19 protein-coding genes are annotated in these 21,680 nt (G+C 38.3%); 4 read left to right on the top strand and 15 right to left on the bottom strand.

From position 1 onward, the window contains the following. Positions 1-118: 118 nt before the first annotated feature. Positions 119-1,594 (bottom strand): sigma-54 interaction domain-containing protein, encoded by a 1,476-nt coding sequence (locus tag B0169_RS12585; RefSeq protein ID WP_077286333.1) that lies wholly within the window; start codon positions 1,592-1,594, stop codon positions 119-121. A gap of 344 nt (positions 1,595-1,938) precedes the next feature. Between B0169_RS12585 and B0169_RS12580 the strand changes: the two genes are divergently transcribed. From B0169_RS12580 to B0169_RS12565, 4 genes are read left to right on the top strand one after another with little or no spacing between them, the layout of a single operon-like run. Further along, entirely contained in the window at positions 1,939-2,121 is a 183-nt protein-coding gene (locus B0169_RS12580; RefSeq protein ID WP_077286332.1) for a hypothetical protein, read from the top strand. Between the two features lie 27 nt (positions 2,122-2,148). Continuing rightward, a complete protein-coding gene (locus B0169_RS12575) occupies positions 2,149-3,165 on the top strand; it encodes a 6-hydroxymethylpterin diphosphokinase MptE-like protein (RefSeq protein WP_077286331.1) in 1,017 nt (338 codons plus the stop codon). An 11-nt stretch (positions 3,166-3,176) separates the two neighbouring features. Further along, positions 3,177-4,775 carry a B12-binding domain-containing radical SAM protein gene (locus tag B0169_RS12570; protein WP_077286330.1) on the top strand — a complete coding sequence of 533 codons (1,599 nt, stop codon included), beginning with the start codon at positions 3,177-3,179 and terminating at the stop codon, positions 4,773-4,775. Between the two features lie 9 nt (positions 4,776-4,784). Further along, positions 4,785-7,268 (top strand): 6-hydroxymethylpterin diphosphokinase MptE-like protein, encoded by a 2,484-nt coding sequence (locus tag B0169_RS12565; RefSeq protein ID WP_077286329.1) that lies wholly within the window; start codon positions 4,785-4,787, stop codon positions 7,266-7,268. Positions 7,269-7,384: 116 nt separating this feature from the next. On the opposite strand, the gene B0169_RS12560 is transcribed toward B0169_RS12565, so the two are convergent. The 14 genes from B0169_RS12560 to flgJ form a co-directional block, all read right to left on the bottom strand. Continuing rightward, a complete protein-coding gene (locus B0169_RS12560; protein WP_235838566.1) occupies positions 7,385-8,119 on the bottom strand; it encodes an acylneuraminate cytidylyltransferase family protein in 735 nt (244 codons plus the stop codon). Next, positions 8,106-9,173, bottom strand: coding sequence for a nucleotidyltransferase family protein (locus B0169_RS12555; RefSeq protein ID WP_077286328.1), 1,068 nt, complete (start codon positions 9,171-9,173; stop codon positions 8,106-8,108). Before B0169_RS12555 ends, B0169_RS12560 begins: the two co-directional genes overlap by 14 nt. Before the next feature lie 101 nt (positions 9,174-9,274). Further along, positions 9,275-10,360 carry an N-acetylneuraminate synthase gene (gene neuB / locus B0169_RS12550; RefSeq protein WP_077286327.1) on the bottom strand — a complete coding sequence of 362 codons (1,086 nt, stop codon included), beginning with the start codon at positions 10,358-10,360 and terminating at the stop codon, positions 9,275-9,277. Between the two features lie 32 nt (positions 10,361-10,392). Continuing rightward, on the bottom strand, positions 10,393-11,553 hold the full coding sequence (gene neuC / locus B0169_RS12545) for a UDP-N-acetylglucosamine 2-epimerase (RefSeq protein WP_077286326.1): 1,161 nt from the start codon (positions 11,551-11,553) through the stop codon (positions 10,393-10,395). 23 nt (positions 11,554-11,576) lie between these two features. Beyond that, positions 11,577-12,563, bottom strand: a complete 987-nt coding sequence (locus B0169_RS12540; RefSeq protein WP_077286325.1) for an NAD-dependent 4,6-dehydratase LegB — start codon at positions 12,561-12,563, stop codon at positions 11,577-11,579. 61 nt (positions 12,564-12,624) lie between these two features. After that, positions 12,625-12,939, bottom strand: a complete 315-nt coding sequence (locus tag B0169_RS12535; RefSeq protein WP_077286324.1) for a hypothetical protein — start codon at positions 12,937-12,939, stop codon at positions 12,625-12,627. Between the two features lies 1 nt (position 12,940). Next, positions 12,941-13,375 carry a flagellar export chaperone FliS gene (gene fliS, locus B0169_RS12530; protein ID WP_077286323.1) on the bottom strand — a complete coding sequence of 145 codons (435 nt, stop codon included), beginning with the start codon at positions 13,373-13,375 and terminating at the stop codon, positions 12,941-12,943. Positions 13,376-13,415: 40 nt separating this feature from the next. Then, positions 13,416-14,777 (bottom strand): flagellar filament capping protein FliD, encoded by a 1,362-nt coding sequence (gene fliD / locus B0169_RS12525; protein WP_077286322.1) that lies wholly within the window; start codon positions 14,775-14,777, stop codon positions 13,416-13,418. Positions 14,778-14,799: 22 nt separating this feature from the next. Further along, positions 14,800-15,264 (bottom strand): flagellar protein FlaG, encoded by a 465-nt coding sequence (locus tag B0169_RS12520; RefSeq protein ID WP_077286321.1) that lies wholly within the window; start codon positions 15,262-15,264, stop codon positions 14,800-14,802. An 84-nt stretch (positions 15,265-15,348) separates the two neighbouring features. After that, the gene (locus B0169_RS12515) at positions 15,349-16,164 is read right to left on the bottom strand and encodes a flagellin N-terminal helical domain-containing protein (RefSeq protein WP_077286320.1); all 816 of its coding nucleotides are present in this window, start codon (positions 16,162-16,164) and stop codon (positions 15,349-15,351) included. Positions 16,165-16,456: 292 nt separating this feature from the next. Continuing rightward, complete coding sequence (locus B0169_RS12510; RefSeq protein WP_077286319.1) at positions 16,457-17,275, bottom strand: flagellin N-terminal helical domain-containing protein; 819 nt, start codon at positions 17,273-17,275, stop codon at positions 16,457-16,459. A 134-nt stretch (positions 17,276-17,409) separates the two neighbouring features. Next, positions 17,410-18,615, bottom strand: a complete 1,206-nt coding sequence (gene flgL, locus B0169_RS12505) for a flagellar hook-associated protein FlgL (RefSeq protein ID WP_077286318.1) — start codon at positions 18,613-18,615, stop codon at positions 17,410-17,412. 11 nt (positions 18,616-18,626) lie between these two features. Next, a complete protein-coding gene (gene flgK / locus B0169_RS12500; RefSeq protein ID WP_077286317.1) occupies positions 18,627-20,624 on the bottom strand; it encodes a flagellar hook-associated protein FlgK in 1,998 nt (665 codons plus the stop codon). Between the two features lie 52 nt (positions 20,625-20,676). Then, on the bottom strand, positions 20,677-21,672 hold the full coding sequence (gene flgJ, locus B0169_RS12495) for a flagellar assembly peptidoglycan hydrolase FlgJ (protein WP_077286316.1): 996 nt from the start codon (positions 21,670-21,672) through the stop codon (positions 20,677-20,679). Between the last annotated feature and the right edge of the window lie 8 nt (positions 21,673-21,680).

Here is a 21,680-nt window from a genome sequence, read left to right as displayed (position 1 = left end):
GACGCTTAATAAGCGTCATGAAATAAAGTAGCAGTATGACGGTGAAAATAATTAAATTCAACGAGTACATAGGGGAAAATTGCAGCGTAAAATTATTATCTAATAAACTAATTTACGCTTACTTTTGTAAGCTATATTTACGCATTTTTTCCACTAACGTGGTGCGGCGCATTCCTAAAAGTTCAGCCGAGCGAGCGACAACCCAATCATTTTTATCCAGCGCTTGTTTGATCAAAGATACTTCCAATTCAGCTAAGTACTCTTTTAGATTAAGACCATCATTTGGCAAGATATCAACGGTATTACCTTGCGCAGACCCAGCAGTGTCTTGCTCGCTAGTTTGCGGTGTATCATCTTCATCATCATCGTAGTCAAAGCCTGAAAATAAGGCGTTAATCGCTTCACGTTCTTGCAATTCTTCAGGATATTCAGGTTGATAATCATCAATATCTAAATGTCGATATTTCAGCGGTAGTTGTCCAACATTGACCACTTGTTCACCATACATAATAATCATGCGTTCAATTAAGTTAGATAACTCACGCACATTACCTGCCCAAGGATGCTCCTGCAGCGACTCAATGGCTTTATCGGTAAAGCGAACAGATTGTCCTTGCTCAGCAGAAAATCGTGAAATAAGTTCCTGTAGCAATAACGGAATATCTTCTTTTCGCTCTCTTAACGCCGGTGTTTCTATCGGGAAAACATTTAAACGATAATAAAGATCTTCACGAAACTGATTAGTTTTAATCATATCTTCTAAATGCTGATGAGTGGCCGCGACAATACGAACATTGGCTTTAATACTTTTTGCTCCGCCAACACGTTCAAAAGTTCGTTCTTGTAAAACACGCAGTAGTTTTACCTGCATAGGCTGCGGCATATCACCAATTTCATCGAGAAATAAGGTACCGCCCTCCGCCATTTCAAAACGCCCTTTCCGGGTAGAAATAGCACCGGTGAAAGCCCCTTTTTCATGCCCAAACAATTCACTTTCTAATAAATCGGCGGGGATTGCCCCACAATTTACCGGCACAAAAGGGCCTTTACTTCTATCAGATAAATTATGAATGTTACGCGCAACAACTTCTTTGCCTGTTCCTGATTCACCTAAGATCAATACATTAGCAGCCGTGCTTGCCACTTGTTCAATCAAAAATCGCACTTGCTGCATAGGCTCACTCGTGCCGACTAATGAGCGAAATAATGGGTTAGGACCATTAACGCTGCGTTTTGAAGGTAAATTATTGTGATACTGATGACTATGGTGCACAAGTTCCGTTAATTGTGCATAGTTGAGTGGTGTGGTTAATTCACCAATAACATTAACATAACCGTTTATTTGCTGTTTATCGGCTATATCATGGTAAATAAAAGGACAAGCTGGGTGCGATTTAATAATAGTTTGTAGTTTAGGCGATATTTCACCACAACAAATAATGGTCAAAATATTTTCTACTGCAACAAGTTGCTTATCAATTTCATCTTCAGAGAAAACATGAAAATGCTCGCCAACAAAAGCTAAAACGGTTTCAATTTGATGGCGTCTTGCGGCGTCATTGTCGACGACTAAAATCTGTTTTTGTCCTTGCATTTTTTGTCCTAACAACATAGTGCCCTGATAAACCACTTAAAATCATATATATTAGTTATATTAACTTGCTATTGTGATTAATCAACAAAAAATTGACACTTACACGTCATATTATTGACTTTCATATAGGGCGTTTAGGGCAATACTATATGCCTTAATAATACCTATATAACTATTCACTCCTCAGAGTACAGTGAAACCTACGGCATGAATCCTGCTTAAGTTATGATAATTACAAAAAACAATATACGGTAATTGTGAAAGTTATACTTAATGCATGCTATGAAAAGTGCTATAACAATGACCTATCAGTAACAATAACCTTTTTAGTCAGCGAGAAATTTATGAGTAATTTATTAAAAGGAAACTTCACAACTAAGAAACAAGTGGAGGCTAAGCAAGACGATACTGAAAGCACGAGCTTACAAAGTGAATTTAAAAAAGCAGCATTAAATTCTATAGGCGGCAGCATGGTTTATGTAGAGCGAACAGATCTCACTTGGTCTGGTGATGATGAAGATGAATAAGCCCACTTTTTAAACTTAGGTAATACGATGCAAGATAAAAATTTCAGCGAATCTTTTAAGCAGGTTGTATCTCAAATAACCGATATAGGTAAGGCTTGGCATTCAAGTGACTTACTTATTAACGCTAAATACAATGCACCATATGCTAAAAATAGCCTAAAAGATTTACCTTCACTTGATATAGCTAAGCAACAAGAGGCCATTATTGTAAGTGCAGGACCCAGTTTACACAAACAAGGGGTGCTAAAAAAAATCAAAGAGTCCAATTATCAAGGCACAATTGTCGCTATAGATGGCTCTTTAGTAAAATGTTTAAAAAGCGGGATAATTCCTGATTATGTTTTAACGCTTGACCCACACCCCACTAGAATGATCCGCTGGTTTGGTGATGATGACTTTATTGAAAACACACGTAATGATGATTACTTTAGCCGACAAGATCTTGATGTGAATTTTAGAAATAACTCCATCAAAGAAAATGAAGAAAATATCGAGCTGATTAATAAGCATGCATCAAAAATAAAACTTATTATTTGCTCATCAGCACCAAAAAACGTAGTAAAGAGAGTACAAGAAGCCGGCTTTAAACTGTACTGGTGGAACCCTATCGTCGATGATCCTAAACAAGAAAACAGTTTAACCCGAGAAATATACAAGATTAATAAATACCCTTGCATGAATACTGGTGGAAATGTTGGCACGGCCGCTTGGGTATTCGCCAATGCTATACTGAAAACACCCCGTATTGCTTTAACTGGCATGGACTTGGGTTATCATCTCGAGACACCGATAGAGATGACCCAAACTTATTATGAGTTATTAGAGTTTGTTAACTCTAGAGAGGAACTTGAAGCATTATTTCCAAAGTTTACTTTTCCATTAACTGGTGAGGTTTTTTATACCGACCCAACTTACTTTTGGTATCGACATAACTTTCTGCAACTTTTAGAACAAGCAAACGGTGAAACTTTCAACTGCACAGAATCAGGCACATTGTTTGATGATAATTTACCTTGCAAAACCCTTAACGAATTCATGACTTAGGTACATTCAAAATGGCTAAAATTTTATTCATTAACCCCACAGTTCGCGAAGAAGATGTACCACGGCATATTCCATACGGTATAGCACTGCTATCTGCGATTGCCATGAAAGAAGGTCATTTAGTACAGGTTTATGATGCTAATGCTTGGCGCTTACCCATTGAGACCATCTCAGAAGTCTGTCAAGCAGATGAGTGGGACGCCATTTGCATCGGTGGTTTAACAACGTCATACAATTATATAAAACAAGCCTGTAAATTAATTCGCAAGGCCAGTCCTAAGGCAACAATCATTGCTGGTGGTGGCTTCTTAACTAGCATGCCACATGAGATTTTCAGCTGGGTTCCTGAGCTGGATGTTGGCTGCATTGGAGAGTCTTTTGTCACTTTTCCAGAAGTACTAAAAAGCCTTGATAATAATGACAAAGATTTTTCAAAAATACTTGGAGTAATTTACCGTGATACGACAGGAAAGTCACATTTAACCAATGTCAGACCCAATATTCACGATTTAGACCAGCTCCCTTGGCCTGCATGGGAGTTATTTCCTCTCGATATTTATTTCGAAAACTCTGCCTCATTATTTAGCGAAGAATCATTCACCTCTAAGCGTAGAATGGATATTAATGGTAGCTTCGGCTGTGGTTTAACCTGCAAATATTGCTGGCACCTTGGCACAACAGGCGACATGTTGATAGAGCCTAATGACGATGGCGACAATGATGTAGTTTTTACCTATGGTCGTAATATTCGATATCACAGCCCTGACTATATTGTTAGCATGGTGAAGCATTTACATGAAACCTATGACATTGACTTTGCAGCTTTTATTGACGAAAACTTAATGACAATGGATGTAGCAAGTAAAGGAACATGGTTAAAAGAGCTTTGTGCTAAGTGGATTGAGGCTGGTTTACAACCAACTTGTCGAGCACAGGGTATTGAGCACGATGAAAACTGTCGAGGCGTACATTGGAATGGTACAAGTCACGCAGGCCTTCATCGTCCAGCAACATTAAAATTGATGCATGAAGCTGGCTGTACTCACCTTGTCTATGGTCTAGAATCTTTCGATCCCAATATTTTGAAAAATTTAGGTAAAGGCTCAAACGCGAGAAAAAATTTCAATAGTATTGCGACATGTTTAGAGTCAGGTATAAAACCAATCCCTAATATAATTATCGGTTTTCCAGAAGAAAGCTTTGAAAGTGTTAGAAACACAATAACAGCCATAAAAAAACTTGGTATTACCGCTAAACCACATTTTGCAACGCCGTATCCAGGATCAGAATGGTATTATCAATATAAAGACTCTATTTTAGAACAATATAGTGGTGATTTAGAGGCTTACATTATGGATTTGGGTGATGCAAGTAAGATCACTGCCGTTATTTCACATGAGTTTTCTGCCTTGCAATTATTAGGCTTACAGCAAATTGTTTATTTAAAAGATCTTAGGTTATTAGCGCAATCTGAACAACATTGGGGTAATGCACAAGCATTAACTACTCCGTTGGCAGCGCCAAAAGTTACCTTTAATTTAAAGCCACTAAGAGTATCCGGCCCATTAGCAATACCTGTTGTGAATGTTGAGCCAATTGCCGTTAAGTAAGAGAGTACCATGGACGTAAATGAAAGTTTTTTAACGTCTTCATTTAATGAAGAGTATTTATATACGGTTAACCGTAACAGCTTTAATAAAGAACCATCTGCATCTGTATATAAAAGGCTTTATAAAGATAAGCTAGAAAAAGAACATAGCTTTTATATTATTTTAGGTACTGATTCAGGTTTGTTATTTAATTATATATTACAACAGCCTCTACCTGACGACACTCGCTACCTGTTTATCGAATTACCCCAAATACTTCAGTCACTTGGACGTAAAATTGACCTTGATGACTTGCCCGAACATATTGCCATCTGCGCAATAGATGACTGGCAAGATCAAGCTGCAGTATTTGGTATAGAACTATATTTATTTAAAGATAATTGTCAGTTTATTAAATCTTTAGCTGCAATTGACTCTTTCTTGCCTGATTACACTAGCGCTATTCTGTCGTTTGAGCAGAGTTTTGAAAGCTTGCGTTTTTTTACACGTGCCGCACTCGCTGTGTCGCCTTTTATGAGTACACAGTTAACAAACATTTGTGAGAATAATACTCCTGCTAGTACGCTTAAAGGTCAGTTCACCACTGAAACTTGTGTATTACTCGCTGGCGGACCTTCATTAGATGAGAATATTGAGTGGCTAAAGCAGAACCATCAACATGTGGTTATTATGGCCGTATCTCGCATCGCAAAAAAACTATTACAAGTGGGCATTACACCTGACATTGTAGTTTCTGTTGATCCTTTTGAAATAAGTTTTGACGTCTCTAAAGAACAATTACTTTTTCCTAATACAGTCCTTTTTATTCATAGTAATAACGTCACACCTTTGTTGCTTGGGCAATGGCCTGGCAAAAGTGTTTACATGGACCGTCGATATCCTTGGGATGTTAAGGATGATGATCAGAACTTAATGTCATGCGGGCCAACCGTTACAAATACCGCACTAAAAGTTGCTATTGATATGGGGTTTAGCAATATTTTGCTATCCGGTGTTGATCTGTGTTTTTCAGATAAAGGTGTTACCCATGCATCAGGAAGTAATGAAGCAAAAATAGGACCGACACTTGGGCAATCTGGTAAGTGGGTAGAAACATACAGTGCAAAGACAGTTGAAACCTTAATTGTTTTTGAACAAGCTGCTGAAGGGTTAGCTATTGAGGCATTAAGAGCAAAAAACAACAATACCGATATTTATAACTTATCAGCTAATGCCGCAAAAGTTGATAATATTAATTACATACCAACCGAGGCGCTAAGCTTTGTTGATGAGCAGTGCAACTTTAAAGGTAAAATCAATCAATTAATTCCAGAAAAAGCCAACAATGTCATTACTCAAGATTATAATGTTGTGCTTAAGCAAGTGGAAAAAATATTAGCGCACGTGAAAAAAATCAGTTTACTTGCGCAAGATGCTCTGCAAGCGAATGAACAACTGTTTAAAGACAAAGGTAAAGAAAGTGATAACTTTAAACACAAAGTCATCATGGACAAAATTGAGCAGCAGTTAAATACTAAATATAAGAGAGCAGCAAAGTTTGTGAAAAACTTTGGCATTGACAAGTTTATTAAATCTGCACAAACAAATTCTTCAGCCGAATGGTCTGATGAAAAACTAGAGCAGACAGGGCAGTTATATTATCAAGCATATATTGATACTTGCTCAACTTTGCTCTTCCATTTAGATAGTACGCGTAGCAGAATATTAAGTCGTATTGAAGAGCAAAAAGCAAAACCAAATATTGCGGCATTACTTGAGCAGTGGCAACAAGATAACAACGTGGGTCGCGCCAAAAACTGGTTAACTAAGCAGGCTATACAAAAAGAAACATTGTCAGATGATTTACGAGCAAAGTTCAGCTCATTTGAGCAGCAGTTTAATGACATAATAGCAAATGAGAATACTCGCCATTTAGAGCGAACCAAAAAAGAAGCGTCACTATACGGTGTTAGGCGAAAAGTTATCACGCTTTTTCATCAAAAAAATATTGCGGCTCTGCAAACCTTAGCGCAAAGTTTAAAGTTACTTACGCAAACTAACCAAGAAGCAACATCTTTATATCATTTATGTTTAGCTTATTTTTTTACGGCGACTAAAGATGAACCTCAAGCTTTAGCGTATTTTGAACAATTACCCGATGAAGAAATCCTTGAAGATGAATTGCAACAAATTGCCAGTATTGCATTTAAATTAGAAAATTATGACTTAGCTAAAGCTTGCCTTAAACACTTAACAAGCATCGCCAATATCTATATTCCTCAATATGCAAAATTACTCTTGCTGTTGGGTGATAAAGAAGCAGCAACCGCATGCTATACTGACTTTCTACAAAGCCACCCCGGTGATATTTTTATGTGGTGTAATTTAGGCGTTTTTTACTTCGAAAATGGTGCATCAGAAGCGGCAAAATTAGCCTTTGAGATGGTACTGGCACAAGATAATGAACATGTCAGAGCAAAAGTATATATGGAAAAGATACAACGCAATAAATAATAAATTATTAACGTTATTAACGTTATTAACGACAAGACTTTTCATCAAGACAAAAGTAAAAGTATTGTCGTTATGTTTAAAGTGGTAAAGCTAAATTTAGTATGAGTCTATTTACTTTAGCGTTCAGCTAATAGTAATTCAGCAAGCTTGAAGTCCAAGGCACTGTCGATATCTACCGATGATTCTTTAGCCATCTTATAAGCAAAAATATTGCGTTCTAAAAAGAAACTTTTTTCCTCTAACAATCTTTCTGTTCGAGCTATGTATATAGCGCCATTCAACCGATAGTATTCAGGTAAGGCCTGACTGCGTGGGTTATTTTTAACAAATGGATCCAAAAAGTTTTCCATACTCTGCTCAGCGTCAAGTGTATTACTCCATAATGGGGAGTGATCACATTCGCAGACACTCACTACAGCATCAGCATTCTTTGCCATTAGAAACTCTACCGCACCATCAATATCATCATTTGTCCTTAGTGGTGAAGTGGGTTGCAACCAAAGAATATAATCATAATGTTTACGCTCTTGACGTAGGTGGCTAACAACATGTTCAATCACATCGATAGCCGTTGATTTGTCGCCCGCATAAACTTCTGGTCGCATAAAAGGCACTGCTAGCCCGCATTTTTGTGCAATACAGGCAATTTCTTCGCTATCAGTGCTGACTAGAATATCAGTCAAGTGTGTCGATTGCTTTGCTGCTTCAATAGTCCATTGAATCAAAGGCTTACTGCATAATAATTTACTATTTTTACCCGGTAACCTTTTACTACCTGCACGCGCAGGAATAATCGCTAAAATTCGTGAACCTTGCTTCTGTCCAGGCTTCATATCACTAGTTTCCGCCATCAAAACGCCCACCTTGCATTACGTCCTTTTGTGCCTGATAAAAATCAACCATTTTACCAATATCTAACCAATATTCATGCACAGGGAACATGGCTATATAGTGATCATTAGTAATCGCTGTTTCGATTAAGTCTGTCATATCAACTCGCTGATTTTCGCTCACTGTGTTGGCCAACTGTCGGCTAACGACATAAACCCCAGCATTAATGAAATACTTATGGATAGGTTTTTCTACTAAACTTATGATACGACTCTCATCTGCCTCAACCACCCCATAAGGTACCTGGTATTCATCTTCTCTAACACACATAGTACAAAGTGGCTGGTGTTGATTGTGGTACTCTAGAAGTTGTTCAAAATCTATTTTAGTGAGTACATCACCATTCATCATAATAATAGGCAAATCAGGTAAGTTATTTGGCAGTAAACCAAGGCTTCCGCCAGTACCTAAAGGTGTATCTTCATGAACATAGTGAATATCAACATTCCACTTTTCACCATCACCAAAGTGCAAGCGTATTGCTTCAGGCATATAGTGCGTTGAGATATAGAATTGGTGGAATCCACAGCTAATAAAGTTCTCTAGAATAGTTTCCAGTATCGGCTTGTCACCCAATTTTAATAGTGGCTTAGGGCAGTTATCTGTCAAAGGTTTTAGCCGAGTACCAAAGCCACCTGCCATTAAAAATACAGGGTTATCGTAACGTTTGGCATCCATAACTTTCTGTAAAGTTTCTAAACCAATTACTCGAGAATTTTTTACAATTGGGATAGCCGTAAGCCCTTTTGCGTTCATCATATTAAGCAATTTAGTACGCGAAGTGTCTGGCGGCGCTATCAATGGAGTGGTATGCATAACCAACTGGATCTCGGAATCCATACTAAGATGCTTTATTAGCGCTCGTCTAATATCACCATCTGTCACCACACCAAGTAGTTGATTATCATTATTGACAACTAACGCAAGTTTTAGTGCGCCTTTGTCTATAACTGTAATCGTTTCTTCCATAGACGTTGTGGGCGATACCAAGATATCCTGCCATTTATGTCCCATGCTTTGCTCCACATATAATTTACTCGCACTATCAAAGCGATTATTGACGGGCTTGTTTACATTTATAATAATTCAATACAATTTTTGAGCCAATTAACTCTCTACAATGTAATTAACTCACCTGAATCATAATCTTTATTCGCTTGAGTACCCAATAAATTAAAATAATTAACTGGCGAGATGCCACCTCCAGGCCTTAATACCGTCAAATTATCAACACTATAGTATTCGCCTTGTTTAATCGACTGGCTTGCTACAATGCTTTTGCGAGCAACCACAATGTTTTTTTGCTCGCTAATGGTAGGTGCTTTAACTTTACGACCAAGTGCTAGCTCCACCTGCCTTATATCTTTTACCATCTGCTCTAATTCTTCTGGCTCTAAAGACGCTTTATGATCAGGCCCCTGCATATTTCGACTCAAAGTAAAATGCTTCTCAATAATAACAGCGCCTTTTGCCACCGCTATAGCAGGAATTAATATCCCTTTTGTGTGATCTGAATAACCAATAGGTAAAGAAAATTCATCATGCATCAGTGCCATAGCGTTCAGGTTAACTTCCTCTATTGGCGCAGGATATTCTGTAGTGCAGTGCAAAAGCGACACATTTTCTGCTAGTAGCTTTTTCCCTGCAGCGCTGTCATACGCAGCACTAAATGCCGCTAAGCTTGGCTCACTCGTTTTATCTGTGCGATTCAAAAAACCAAAAGCTATCACACCTAGTGCTAACTTAATATCAGCTAAAGTGGCCATGCCAGTTGAAACAATTAAACGTCGCCCAGTATAGGCATGCTCAAGAAGTAAAGGCGTATTAGTTAATTCACCTGACGGTATTTTTAATATCGCTAAGTCTATATCTTGTATTAAAAATTCTAAGCTTTGGGCGTCAAATGCTGTAGATAAATAGGCAATACCTTGACGTTGGCAATAATCGTGCACTAACAAGTGCTCATCAAAGGTTAACTCAAGTTTTTTCAACATAGTGTATTGTGACTCCACTATATCGGTGTTAATTTTTTGATAATCTGCTTGCTCAGCTTCTCGCGTTACAAGATTTTCGGCCTTAAAGGTTTGAAATTTTATGATATCGACACCGGCTTTAACAGCTGCATCGACAAGTTGGTATGCAAGGTCTAGCTGGCCATTATGATTAACACCTGCTTCTGCAATAATTAATGTCGAACTCACATGAACCTCTTTAGACAAGTATGATTAGTTTATTAAAAAGAAAGATCAAAAAATTTTTTATGGATAATACCGTCAAACTTAGTAGTCTTTATTTTGCTGTATATAGCCTGTGAAGAGCCGCCATGACCATACGGATTGGACGTTGAGGCAATCGCATTTTTGAAACCGCTTGAAATGGCCTTTTTTATCGCATATAAAATAGCTTCAAAATTATCCTCACAATGAATAACACTTGCGCCAGCGATACGACCTTTTTGTCGATTACCAATATTAACGGTAGGTACGTTGAACGAAGGAACTTCTATAAGCCCACTCGAAGTATTACCCACCACAGCTGCGGCATGTTTTATCGCTGAAAGGTAACGCAATTGCCCTAAACTTTTCACTAATACCACTCGCTCTTGATGTTGTTTGGCATAACGATTTAAGCATTCAATAATTTCATTACCAAAATGATCAGCATTCGGATATGTGATGATTATTTGAAATTCTTTGAAGTGCTCCAGCGCTAGTAACAAGTGTTTCAAGCCATCAACAGCACCGTTTTTTGATAGTGTTACAGGATGGTATGTCACTAAAAAATAAGGTTTTACCAACCTATTAGCCAATTGTGTACTCAACTCTTCACGACTCAATAAGCTCAGCTGTTTAATGCTGTCAATGCCTGGCGCACCAACATTAAAGACATGCTCTGGGTTTTCTCCAAGCTGAATTACTCTTTGTCGATAAACTTCAGTAGCAGTGAAGTGAATATGAGATAATTTGCTAATTGCATGCCTTATCGCGTCATCATAGGCACCTTCTGTGACTTCTCCACCGTGAATGTGCACAATAGGTACTCTATTTAACATAGCAGCCTGAGCAACTCCTAATGCCTCATACCGATCACCTAATAAAACGATCGCTTCTGGCGAGTGCTCAACAATAGCATCGGATGCGGTAGTTATTGCTAATGCTAAAGACTTTGCCACCGTATTCTCGTCTTCTGAGGGTAAAAGAAAATCGAGTTTTTGCGTTATCTCAAAGCCATCCAGTATGATTTGATCAACGGTATGACCGAACTTATACGATAAATGACTGCCCCCGACAAAAAGCTGTAAGTTAATATCTTCATCATTTTCCAAGAGTTTTAATAAAAAGAACAACAAACTATATTCAGCACGAGTACCAGTAAAAACTGCAATATTCCTCATCTTATCTTGCCTCAAATCACAGTTTAGACATTATAAATATTGTGTTTGTATTGCTTTAGATTATCAGGCTTTAAAAACCAATTAACCGTTTCAGTCAGGCCTTCTTTGATTGAAAACTTTGGTGTAAAGCCTGTTAAGTCTATTATTTTATTATTGTCACACCAAAGACGAAAAACTTCTGATTTTTCAGGTCGAATTCTTTGCATATCAGTAACAAATTCGACATCGCTGTGCATAATTTCTTTAATTAAATTTAAGGTATCTGCCATGCTAATTTCGAAGTTTGAACCAATATTAATTACTTCACCAATCGCTTGCTCACTTTCGGCGATGGCCAAAAAACCACGACAAGTATCAGCGACATAATTAAAATCACGCGTTGGTGTTAAATCGCCTAATTTTATTTTTTTTTCACCGTTAGCTATTTGACTAATAATGGTTGGAATAATTGCACGGGCTGATTGCCTAGGGCCATAAGTGTTAAATGGTCGAGCGATACTTAGGGGTAAGTCAAAAGCATTATAAAAACTCATCGCCATCGCGTCAGCACCAATTTTGGAAGCGCTATATGGTGATTGAGCTTGTAGTGGATGCTTCTCATCAATTGGCACATATTGAGCCGTACCGTAAACTTCACTTGTCGATGTGTGTACGAAGCGACTGACTTGATTGTCTACTGCTGCCTGACACAAATTTAAAGTGCCACTAATGTTAGTTTCAACATAACTTTGTGGAGCGCTATAAGAATAAGGAATTGCAATTAGCGCCGCTAAATGAAATATCACATCAATATTTTGGCTAATTTTTTGACAAAAGTGTGGATCACGAACATCGCCACTAACCACTGTTAAGTCTGGATGTGCTGAAATACTATCTAGCCAACCCCAGGAGTTAAATGAATTATATTGTGCCAATGCGGTAACTTGATAATTATTAACTAACAACAACTCAACAAGATGAGAGCCAATAAAACCATCTGCTCCAGTAACTAACACTCGCTTTTTCAGCATAACTATAAACCTAAAAATTTAGTAAGTTTATTAATAATATCATTGATTTAATTTAATGTAATCACTCGCTAAATTTTTGATAGGCATTCAAAGCATTAGTACGCTTTTTTTGATGGCTACCATCTAAAAGAATTTTATTTTGGCTAGCGTTAACCATCTCAACAGCATGGCGATCTCTATGCTGAATACTTAGTAGAAATTCGTGATATTGATCCAACATAGATTTATCGTTATTCATTAATAAATCAAGCTCTTGCAATAACGCGAGGCGCTGTTCTAATAGCTCAGAACATTGCTCTTCATTGTTTGCTAAAATTAATGCTTCAACTTGCGCCGATAAAGTGTTTATTTTACTTGTTAAATCGTCAAACGACACATTATGCGCCTTCAGCAAGCTTATTTTTTTCCGCAAGTAAGGATAACCCTTCTTGCTTACCTGACTCGGGCATAGCAAACCATGCATCTCGAAGGGGCTTTAACATATCAACAACTTCTGAAAATGCGTCAACATCTAAAGAAATACTAATATCTGCGAGCCTATCAATGCAATAGCTGTACATAACGTCAAAGTTTTTTGAAATTTCAGGTTGATTGTCAAAATCAAGTGACTGGCGTAATGCTTCTAAGATATTGATTGCCTTTGTCAGAGACTGAGATTTTAATTCGAGATCTTTACGTTCAATAGCACCTTTAGCTACGGCAATACCTTGCAGCATGCCATCAAACATCATCAAAATAATTTGATGCGGGTTTGATTCTAATAAACTGCTGTTTACATTAACCTGTTTATAAGCTTTTAAATTTTGTCTCATCACTTTACTCCTGCTATTGCTTATGTGTTACGAAGTCGCTTTAATCATCCGATGATGATTTTAATGCTGATGTAAGAAAGCTCGCTGTTGCGTTATAACCTGCAACGGTCGAATCAAGAAAAGAAAAACGTTTTCTTAATGTATCTTCGTAATCTCTTAAACGTGTTTCCAAGTTATCGTATTCATCTGAAATGCTAGATAAATCATCACTTAGATCCGTTTGCCTTTTTGTCAACGCGCCGTCACTATCGTTATAGTTATCTATTAACGATGTCAATTGACTGACGATACCATCTGATGAAGCAAAAAGCTGGCCAAGTTCATCTAAGTCATTTGTAACTCTTTTATTTAATGTTTCTACGCCACTGTCTAGTGTGCCAATACCAACTGTCGATATTTCTAACTTACCAAGTTTATTAAAGCCTACACCAATATCAATCAATGACTGAACATTTCCACCTGCCATACTTGTAACAGAGTTTGTTAAAATATCATTGAGCTGGCCTTTCATAGAGCGCAAGTCTGAGTCAAATGCCAACTTACCAAATTTAGGTGATGATAAAACATCTAAACTATCTGACAAGGTATTGTAGGCAGCAACAAATTCATTCACCAAATCTGTGGCTATTTCGGTGTTTTGAGAAATATTTAACGTTGCAGCGCCTGATGTGCTGACCTTATTAGCAACAATGGTGACATCTTCAATGGTGTTTTTAAATTCGTTACTAGAGCTCGTAACAGTATTACCTGCACCATCAATTTCAATGATAGCGTCTTTAGCATTTCTGGTTGTAGTAGCGTTAGTGGCTAAATTGTCAAGCGCTGAATCAGCAGTAGTGACTGAAAGTTCATTAGCCGTACCTGTAGTATTAGAGGTATAGCTTAAATAAGTACCTGAATCACTATTGACTAAAGATGCAGTAACACCAAAGTTGTCAGTTTGAGCATTTATTTTATCACGAATCGTAGATAGGTCGTCAGTGGCATCAATAGCGACATCAAATGAGTCAGAACCAGCACCGAATGTTAATGTACCAGCAGCAACTGTTGTGCTCGCACTTGCAAAATCTGGCGTTTGAATACGTGTTGCTTCTGCAAGCTGAATTACGCTTATTTCAAAAGCACCATTGCTAGCAAAGCCATTAGTGGTAATAGAAATATCGTCATTTCCGACATTAATAACTTGTTCGTTAAAATCATCAACAGTCTTTAATTTATCTACCACACTTTGAAATGAAGACAACGCTGATTTAAAAGTGCCTAAACCAGAAAGTTCTGACGTAATTCGGTCTTCTTTATTTTGCAGTCTCACCTCTGTGGGTACAGACTCTGCAGTAACAAATGCCGTTATAATTGATTCTAGATCGAGTCCAGAACCAATACCTGCCGATGTAATATTCATTAGACCTCCTGGTTACTTACTATTAAACTTTTTCTTCAAGAAATATGCCAGTTTTCTCTCCAACATCTTGTCTAAGTGCAACAATTTTTTGCGCAATTTCTAAGACCTCTTCTGAAGGAAACTGCTTGATCAACTCTTTACTTTCAGCATCAAAAAATTTGATCACGGTTTTATCACTGGCATCATCTTGTTGAAAATTAATATTTCGAGATGATAGTTGCATAAAGTCAGCGATTAACTCAAGTGCTTCATCAATAACTAACGGCTCATTTTGCTCACTTAATGACTCTTCACTATTTAGATACTTACTGTTTATTTCTTGCGGTTCTTTAACTTGCTTCACTTTAGTTTCATCAAGCTCAGCTTCTTTAGTAACTTTATTTAATGCTTCATCAACCATCGGCTGTGGTTTATTTTTCCTAGTAGCGTTAAACTCCGTTGCTTGATTTGCAAAGCTGCTTTGTGTTGCATTAATTTGCGTACTCATACAAACCTCCAAATTATAGATATAAAAACAAAAATGACACTCAACTTGAGTGCCATTTCACTTTCAATAACACTACAGTACTTATTATAGTAGTGATAGCGCAATTTGTGGTTGTTGATTTGCTTGAGCTAACATTGAGCTAGATGCCTGCTGTAGAACTGTACTACGTGCTAACGCAGCACTTTCTGCGGCATAATCAGTATCTTCGATACGTGAACGTGATGCTGAAAGGTTTTGAGAGGTATTCTCATTACTACGAACAACTGACGCAAAACGGTTTTGCTTAGCACCTAAGTCGGCACGTGTGCTGTTAATTGACGCTAATGCTGTATCTATTTTGCCTAACGCTCTTGATGCCATACTTGCTGCTGAAATGCCTATTGTAGAGAGTACAGAGTTAGCAGCAAAGTTCTTACCAATACTAATTTCAATACGTTGACCGGCATCAGCACCTACTTGGAAGAATTTGCCTGTGTAAGAACCATTTAACAACTTCTCGCCGGCAAAGCCTGTATCCGTTGAGATACGTGTCAATTCTAATTCTAATTCAGAAAACTCAGAGTTTAGTGCTGTACGGTCAGCGTTACTGTTTGAACCGTTCAACGATTGCACTGATAAAGTACGCATACGTTGTAATGTATTAGTATACTCATCTAATGCACCCTCAGCGGTTTGCGCTAGAGAAATGCCGTCGTTAGCGTTACGTGAAGCTTGGTTTAAGCCATTAATCTGTGCTGTTAAACGACTTGAAATTTGTAGACCAGCAGCATCATCTTTAGCACTATTGATACGCTTACCTGATGATAAACGCTCAAAGTTGGTTGACAAGCTATTGGTTGAACTAGCTAATTGACGTTGTGAGTTCAATGATGCGACATTACTATTTACGACTAAAGCCATGGTGATGCTCCTGGGCTAATTGCCCTTCAAAGTTGTTAATTGGCGAAGCGGTTAATCATAATTGATAAATGCTTCTTGAAACCTTTATCGGACCACAGCTATTTAACTTTAGTTTTTTTTGAGTTTTTTTTTCATATTACAAAAAAAAAGAAATAATCCATTGTATTTACTAGTTTTTTATTATTAAAATTATTTTACAAGTTTAAAACTTAATAAAAGTATTTCCTCAGAACAGTTAAAAGCCTCCGAGGAGGCTTTTAAAAATATGGCTTTGTACTTTACGACGAAATGATTACTGCAATAAAGACAAGGCTATTTGCGGCTGCTGATTAGCTTGCGCTAACATAGAGCTTGATGCTTGTTGTAGTACTGTACTTCTGGCAAGCTGCGCACTTTCTGATGCATAGTCGGTATCCTCAATACGCGAGCGTGAAGCTGATAAGTTCTGCGCAGTATTATCATTACTTCTAATAACAGATGCAAAACGGTTTTGCTTAGCACCTAAATCAGCTCGTGTACTGGTGACTAATGCTAAAGCACTATCAATTTTTACTAGTGCCCGTGAAGCTTGGCTCGCGGCAGAAATACCGACGGTTGATATCGTTGATGCTGCAGCGAAGTTTTGACCAATACTCACTTCTATTTTTTGACCCGCATCTGCTCCCACTTGGAAGAACTTAGATGTATAACTACCATTTAATAGTTTTTCACCAGCAAAGCCAGTATCAGTAGAAATACGTGTTAGCTCTGTTTCCAACTCGGTAAATTCAGCATCAAGCGCCTTCCTATCTGCATCACTATTAGAGCCATTTAATGACTGTACCGACAGTGTTCTCATTCGTTGCAAGGCATTAGTATATTCATCCAATGCCCCTTCTGCGGTTTGTGATAATGAAATACCATCATTGGCATTACGTGCAGCCTGATTTAAACCATTGATTTGCGCGGTCAGACGACTGGATATTTGCAAACCAGCAGCATCATCTTTCGCACTATTGATTCGTTTACCAGAAGATAAACGCTCAAAGTTAGTTTGCAAATCGTTGGTCGATCCGCCCAAATTACGTTGCGCATTTAAAGATGCGATATTACTATTTACGACTAAAGCCATTGCTATCATCTCCTAGGTTTTAGGGTGTGGCTCTATTGCTGATAACAACACATTGGTGGAACCACGTTTCTAATTTTTTGACACAACATAGATAAAGCATATCTCGTGCCAAAGTTTATTTTGATTTAAATGAATTAAATATAATTGAATAAACTTAGATCTTTCACTTGCACAAAGCTTTGCTGAGCGGCTTGTAATGCGACTTTTGATTGTTCAAAATTCGCAACAGCCTTTGCAAAATCTAAGTCTTCAATATTAGATTGGCCTGCGGCAAGCGACAGTTCGGCATCTAAGTGGTTATTTTCTTGGCTTTCAATAAGTTGAAGCCTTATGCCAGCCTCACTTCGACGTGTTGTCATGTGGTTAAGGCCTTGATCTAACTGCGATAGAATCTCGGCATAATCAACTTCATGTTGCAGTGGATTACTAGGTGTACTACCACTTGCCATCCAATCAATGGCGCGTTTAATCGTGTTAAAAATGTTGATATTTTGCTCTGGGGATATATCCACTTCATCACCCGGCAAAGGGTTGCCACTTAATTGAACTTCTATTCCATTAAAGGCAATGGTTTGCCCTGCGACATAAGTAGCTGTTGGCACAACAACAGTTCCGTTACCATCAGTTACAGTTAGGTCATTAGGCAAGCTAAAAGCGAACTTGTAATCTGGTGGATTTGTAGCAGTATCATAGCTACTGGGATCTGTGATCGTCGCATTATTGACACTAAAACCAGAAAGATTATTGATATAATTAGCGCTAAAATCACCGATCTCATTTGGAATATTTGAAAATGCCACATCACCAGCTTGACTAGTTGCAACAGAAACATTTTTTGCTATTTGCAATTCTCTAACGCCACTATCACCTTGATATATAACTGTATTATCGAGCTGTAAAGCGAAGGGTTCTTTATGGTTTTGAAAACCAGCAAATATGTATCCTCCCGTTTCATCTTTAGTATTAGCAATATCGAGTAACTGCGACTGAGAATTTTTTGCTTGTTCGGCTAAGGATGTAAGGTCAGCACTTGATAACGTTCCGTTATTTGCTTGTGTGAAGATACGTTTAAGCTCTTGCATTAAATTTTCGGCATTGCCAAAAGAGGTATCTTGTAATGAATTTCTATTTTCAGCCTGAGTAATATTACGCTTATATTTTTCAATACTTGCGAGCTCATCTTTATAACCGGCAAGCGTACCGTAAGCTACAGCATCATCTTTAGCAGTAAGTACCCTTTTACCGTTAGATAAGTAGTTAACTTGTTCATTGACACTAGACTGTTTACTCGTTAACTGTTGACTATTTTGAAAATAAAACTGTGCTGTTGAAACTCTCATAATATTTCCTCTTAGACCGCGGCTAATAAAGTATCAAAAATGGTATTGGCTACCGATATGATGCGTGATGAGGCTTGATAAGCTTGTTGAAACTTAATCATATTTGCCGCTTCTTCATCAAGATTAACACCTGACGTAGATTGATTACGGTTGTAGGCTTGCGTAAATAAGGCTTGGGCAGTATTGGCAACAAGCTCTGCTGAACTTGCTTTCGATCCTATATCAGCAGTTGTTACCGCTAGGCCTTGACTAAATGTTTGCGTACCGTTGCCAACAATAGCTTGCTCTTGTGTGGCAGAAATAAAACCGGCATTGCTTCCATTACCAGGGCCAAATACATCGGAAATCGTGAACTTTTCACGAGCCAACGAGCCTTGCCCTACAGGTGCTCCTGTAATTTCAATCTGAAAAGCTGCTGTCGCAGGCGCTGGAGGCATATCAATGACAGCTGAAGCACCGGCAGCAAAGTTTCCAGATGCAATCACTGGTGCAGGTGGCGGATTAGCCGCATCATAAACCCGATAGTCAAATGTTCCAGGAGCACTCTCATATACATCAACGGTTAATTTTGTATTGCTACCCTCGGTGTACGCCCTTGCTATCACAGGATCTGTTACATTAATAATATTAACCGCACCATCACTGACATTATTTGCATCTGCATTTACATCTACAGCAGCACTTGCAGCAATACCTTTACTATCGGTAAGTGTTACTTTTATTAGTGAAGCACTATTCTCTGTTGGGCGAATAGTAAACTTATCATTAGTAGCAGGGGTACCTGATAATTCATTGAATTCAAAACCAAAGGCCGTTGCGTAAGTTCCAGATCCTGGAGCACCTAAGTTTGTTTCAGTGCCATTATTATTGTTAGTCATGATGTAGTCTGTACCATCAAACTTAACTTCGAACTCATCTGTTGGCACTAAAGACACATCTGTGATATTGACAGCGCCACTCAAGTTACCAGCATTCGTTGTATGTTCTAATACACGTGCTGCTTGCAAGCCACTACTGTTAATATCGGTAAATATTTCACGACCTTGTTGGGCGTCTAGATCAAGCCCTTGTGCTTGTGCTTCATTCAAGGTGTTTGAAATAGCCATAGCTAAACGATTTATCTCACTACGAGCACTCATTAAGTGTTCGTCACGATATTCCATTTTTGCAGCAATCGCACCTCCAAGTTTACTAGCATCAATAGCAACACTGCCGTTACGGCTATTTATCTGTAGTTGCGTTTGTAGCGGATCTGGATCTCCCGCTTGCACACTGACGGTTAAAGGGGTAATACCTGCAACAAGCGTGGCGCCATTACCGATCATCACGGTCATCACACCATGAGTGTCCTGAATAGTATTAACTGAGGTAAACTCACCAAGTTGTCCAACAAGCTGATCTCGTTTATCAAGTAAATCATTCGGTTGGCCAGCTATCGTTATATCTTTATTTTGTAGAACCTGTTCATTGATCTTTGCTATTTCTAAAGATATTTGAGAGATCTTACTGGCCATTTGCTCAATTTCGCCGTTGGTAGACTTTTCTAACTGATCAAAATTAGCATTTAAGGTATTAAAGTCACTAGCCATTATTTCTGCTTGGCTTAACGCAATATTACGCAAGCCCAAATCACTAGGATTATCAGCAATACCATTCATGGCTTGATAAAATCGATCGATCGATCCACCAATAGCATCACCGGAAAATGTCATGATTTCGTTTAGTTGGTTTAGGTTGATACTTAGCGAGTCAGCATTACCAAGATTACTTTGGCTTAGTAGCTGTTCTTTATGGGAAAATTGATCATAAATGCGAGTAATATCTTGAACGTAGGTTCCGCCACCAATATAGTTACCACCGTTTATTAGCCCTTGAGAAGCGCCTTGCTCTGCTCTCTGGCGGTTGTAACCCTCAGTGTTAACATTGGCTATATTGTGACCTACAGTCGCTAACTGCTGTTGTGCGGCTAATAAACCACTAACACCAGTTTGATATAGACTAATCGACATGACCTAAACTCCCGCAGTAACCTTAATTTCAACAGTGAAATTATCGATAAACTTATTTATTTAATAAGCTGGTTACTGTCCGAAGTGTTCCCATAATTTTTTTAGCATAATTGGGATCGGTTGCATAACCAGCACTTTGTAGGTTATGCAAAAACTGCTCCACATCTGTCGAATTTTCCAAAGCACCTTGATATCTTTCACTACCTGTTAATAATTTTAAGTAGTCATTAACGCTTTGTGACAGTGATTCATACACTCTGAACGGTTCACGCTTTTTAACCATGGCGCCGTTTTCAAACTCAAGTGTTTCTTTTTGTGTTTGCTCGCCATCCCAGCGGCTATCAGCCTTGATGTTAAATAAATTATTAGAACTTTCACCGTTATCTGTTTTAATAATTTTCTGTCCCCAGCCTGTCTCGAGTGCTGCTTGGGCAATAACAACTTCAAAGGGGACATTGATTTTCTCTTGCACACGTTTTGCTTCTGGTATTAACGCTGTAACGAAGTCTTTGGGTTGTTCAAAAACAGGGGCTTGCAGTAAACTTGTCGCCGTTTGGGCAACAATTGAGCCATTTGTTTGACGATCGTTATTAGGATCCTGCTCAGCCGTCGAGTTATTGGCTAAACTGATAGTGTTAATTACTGATGAGTCGCTAACACGAATATTCGCTCGGCTATCAAGGTTACCATCTGAACGTAAAACGGAATGTGGAGTAAAGTTCTCACTATCACCGCCTAGTTGGCGAACAATAAGCTCAGAAAGACCTAAAGCACCATTGTTAGACAGCTCTAACGACATTTGTTGATCATGCATGTCACGATAAAACTTTGTCGACTCTGAATTAAGCGGGCTGTCAGACTCCAACACATCTTGAGCTTTACGCATACTTTTCATTAACATTTGCACAAAAATAGCTTCAAATTGCTTTGCTGCTTGTTCTAGCGCGGCTTCTTTACTGGCTTTATCGCCAGTCTTCGCATCTTGGCGAATTGAATTCAAGCCATTAACATCTAAAAAGTTTTGTGCGTCAGCAATACGTGTCGTCATAAGTTTTA

Origin of the sequence: Cognaticolwellia aestuarii (assembly GCF_002000025.1) — a bacterium.
Lineage (GTDB): Bacteria > Pseudomonadota > Gammaproteobacteria > Enterobacterales > Alteromonadaceae > Cognaticolwellia > Cognaticolwellia aestuarii.
This window is presented reverse-complemented; position numbering and strand designations above follow the sequence as displayed.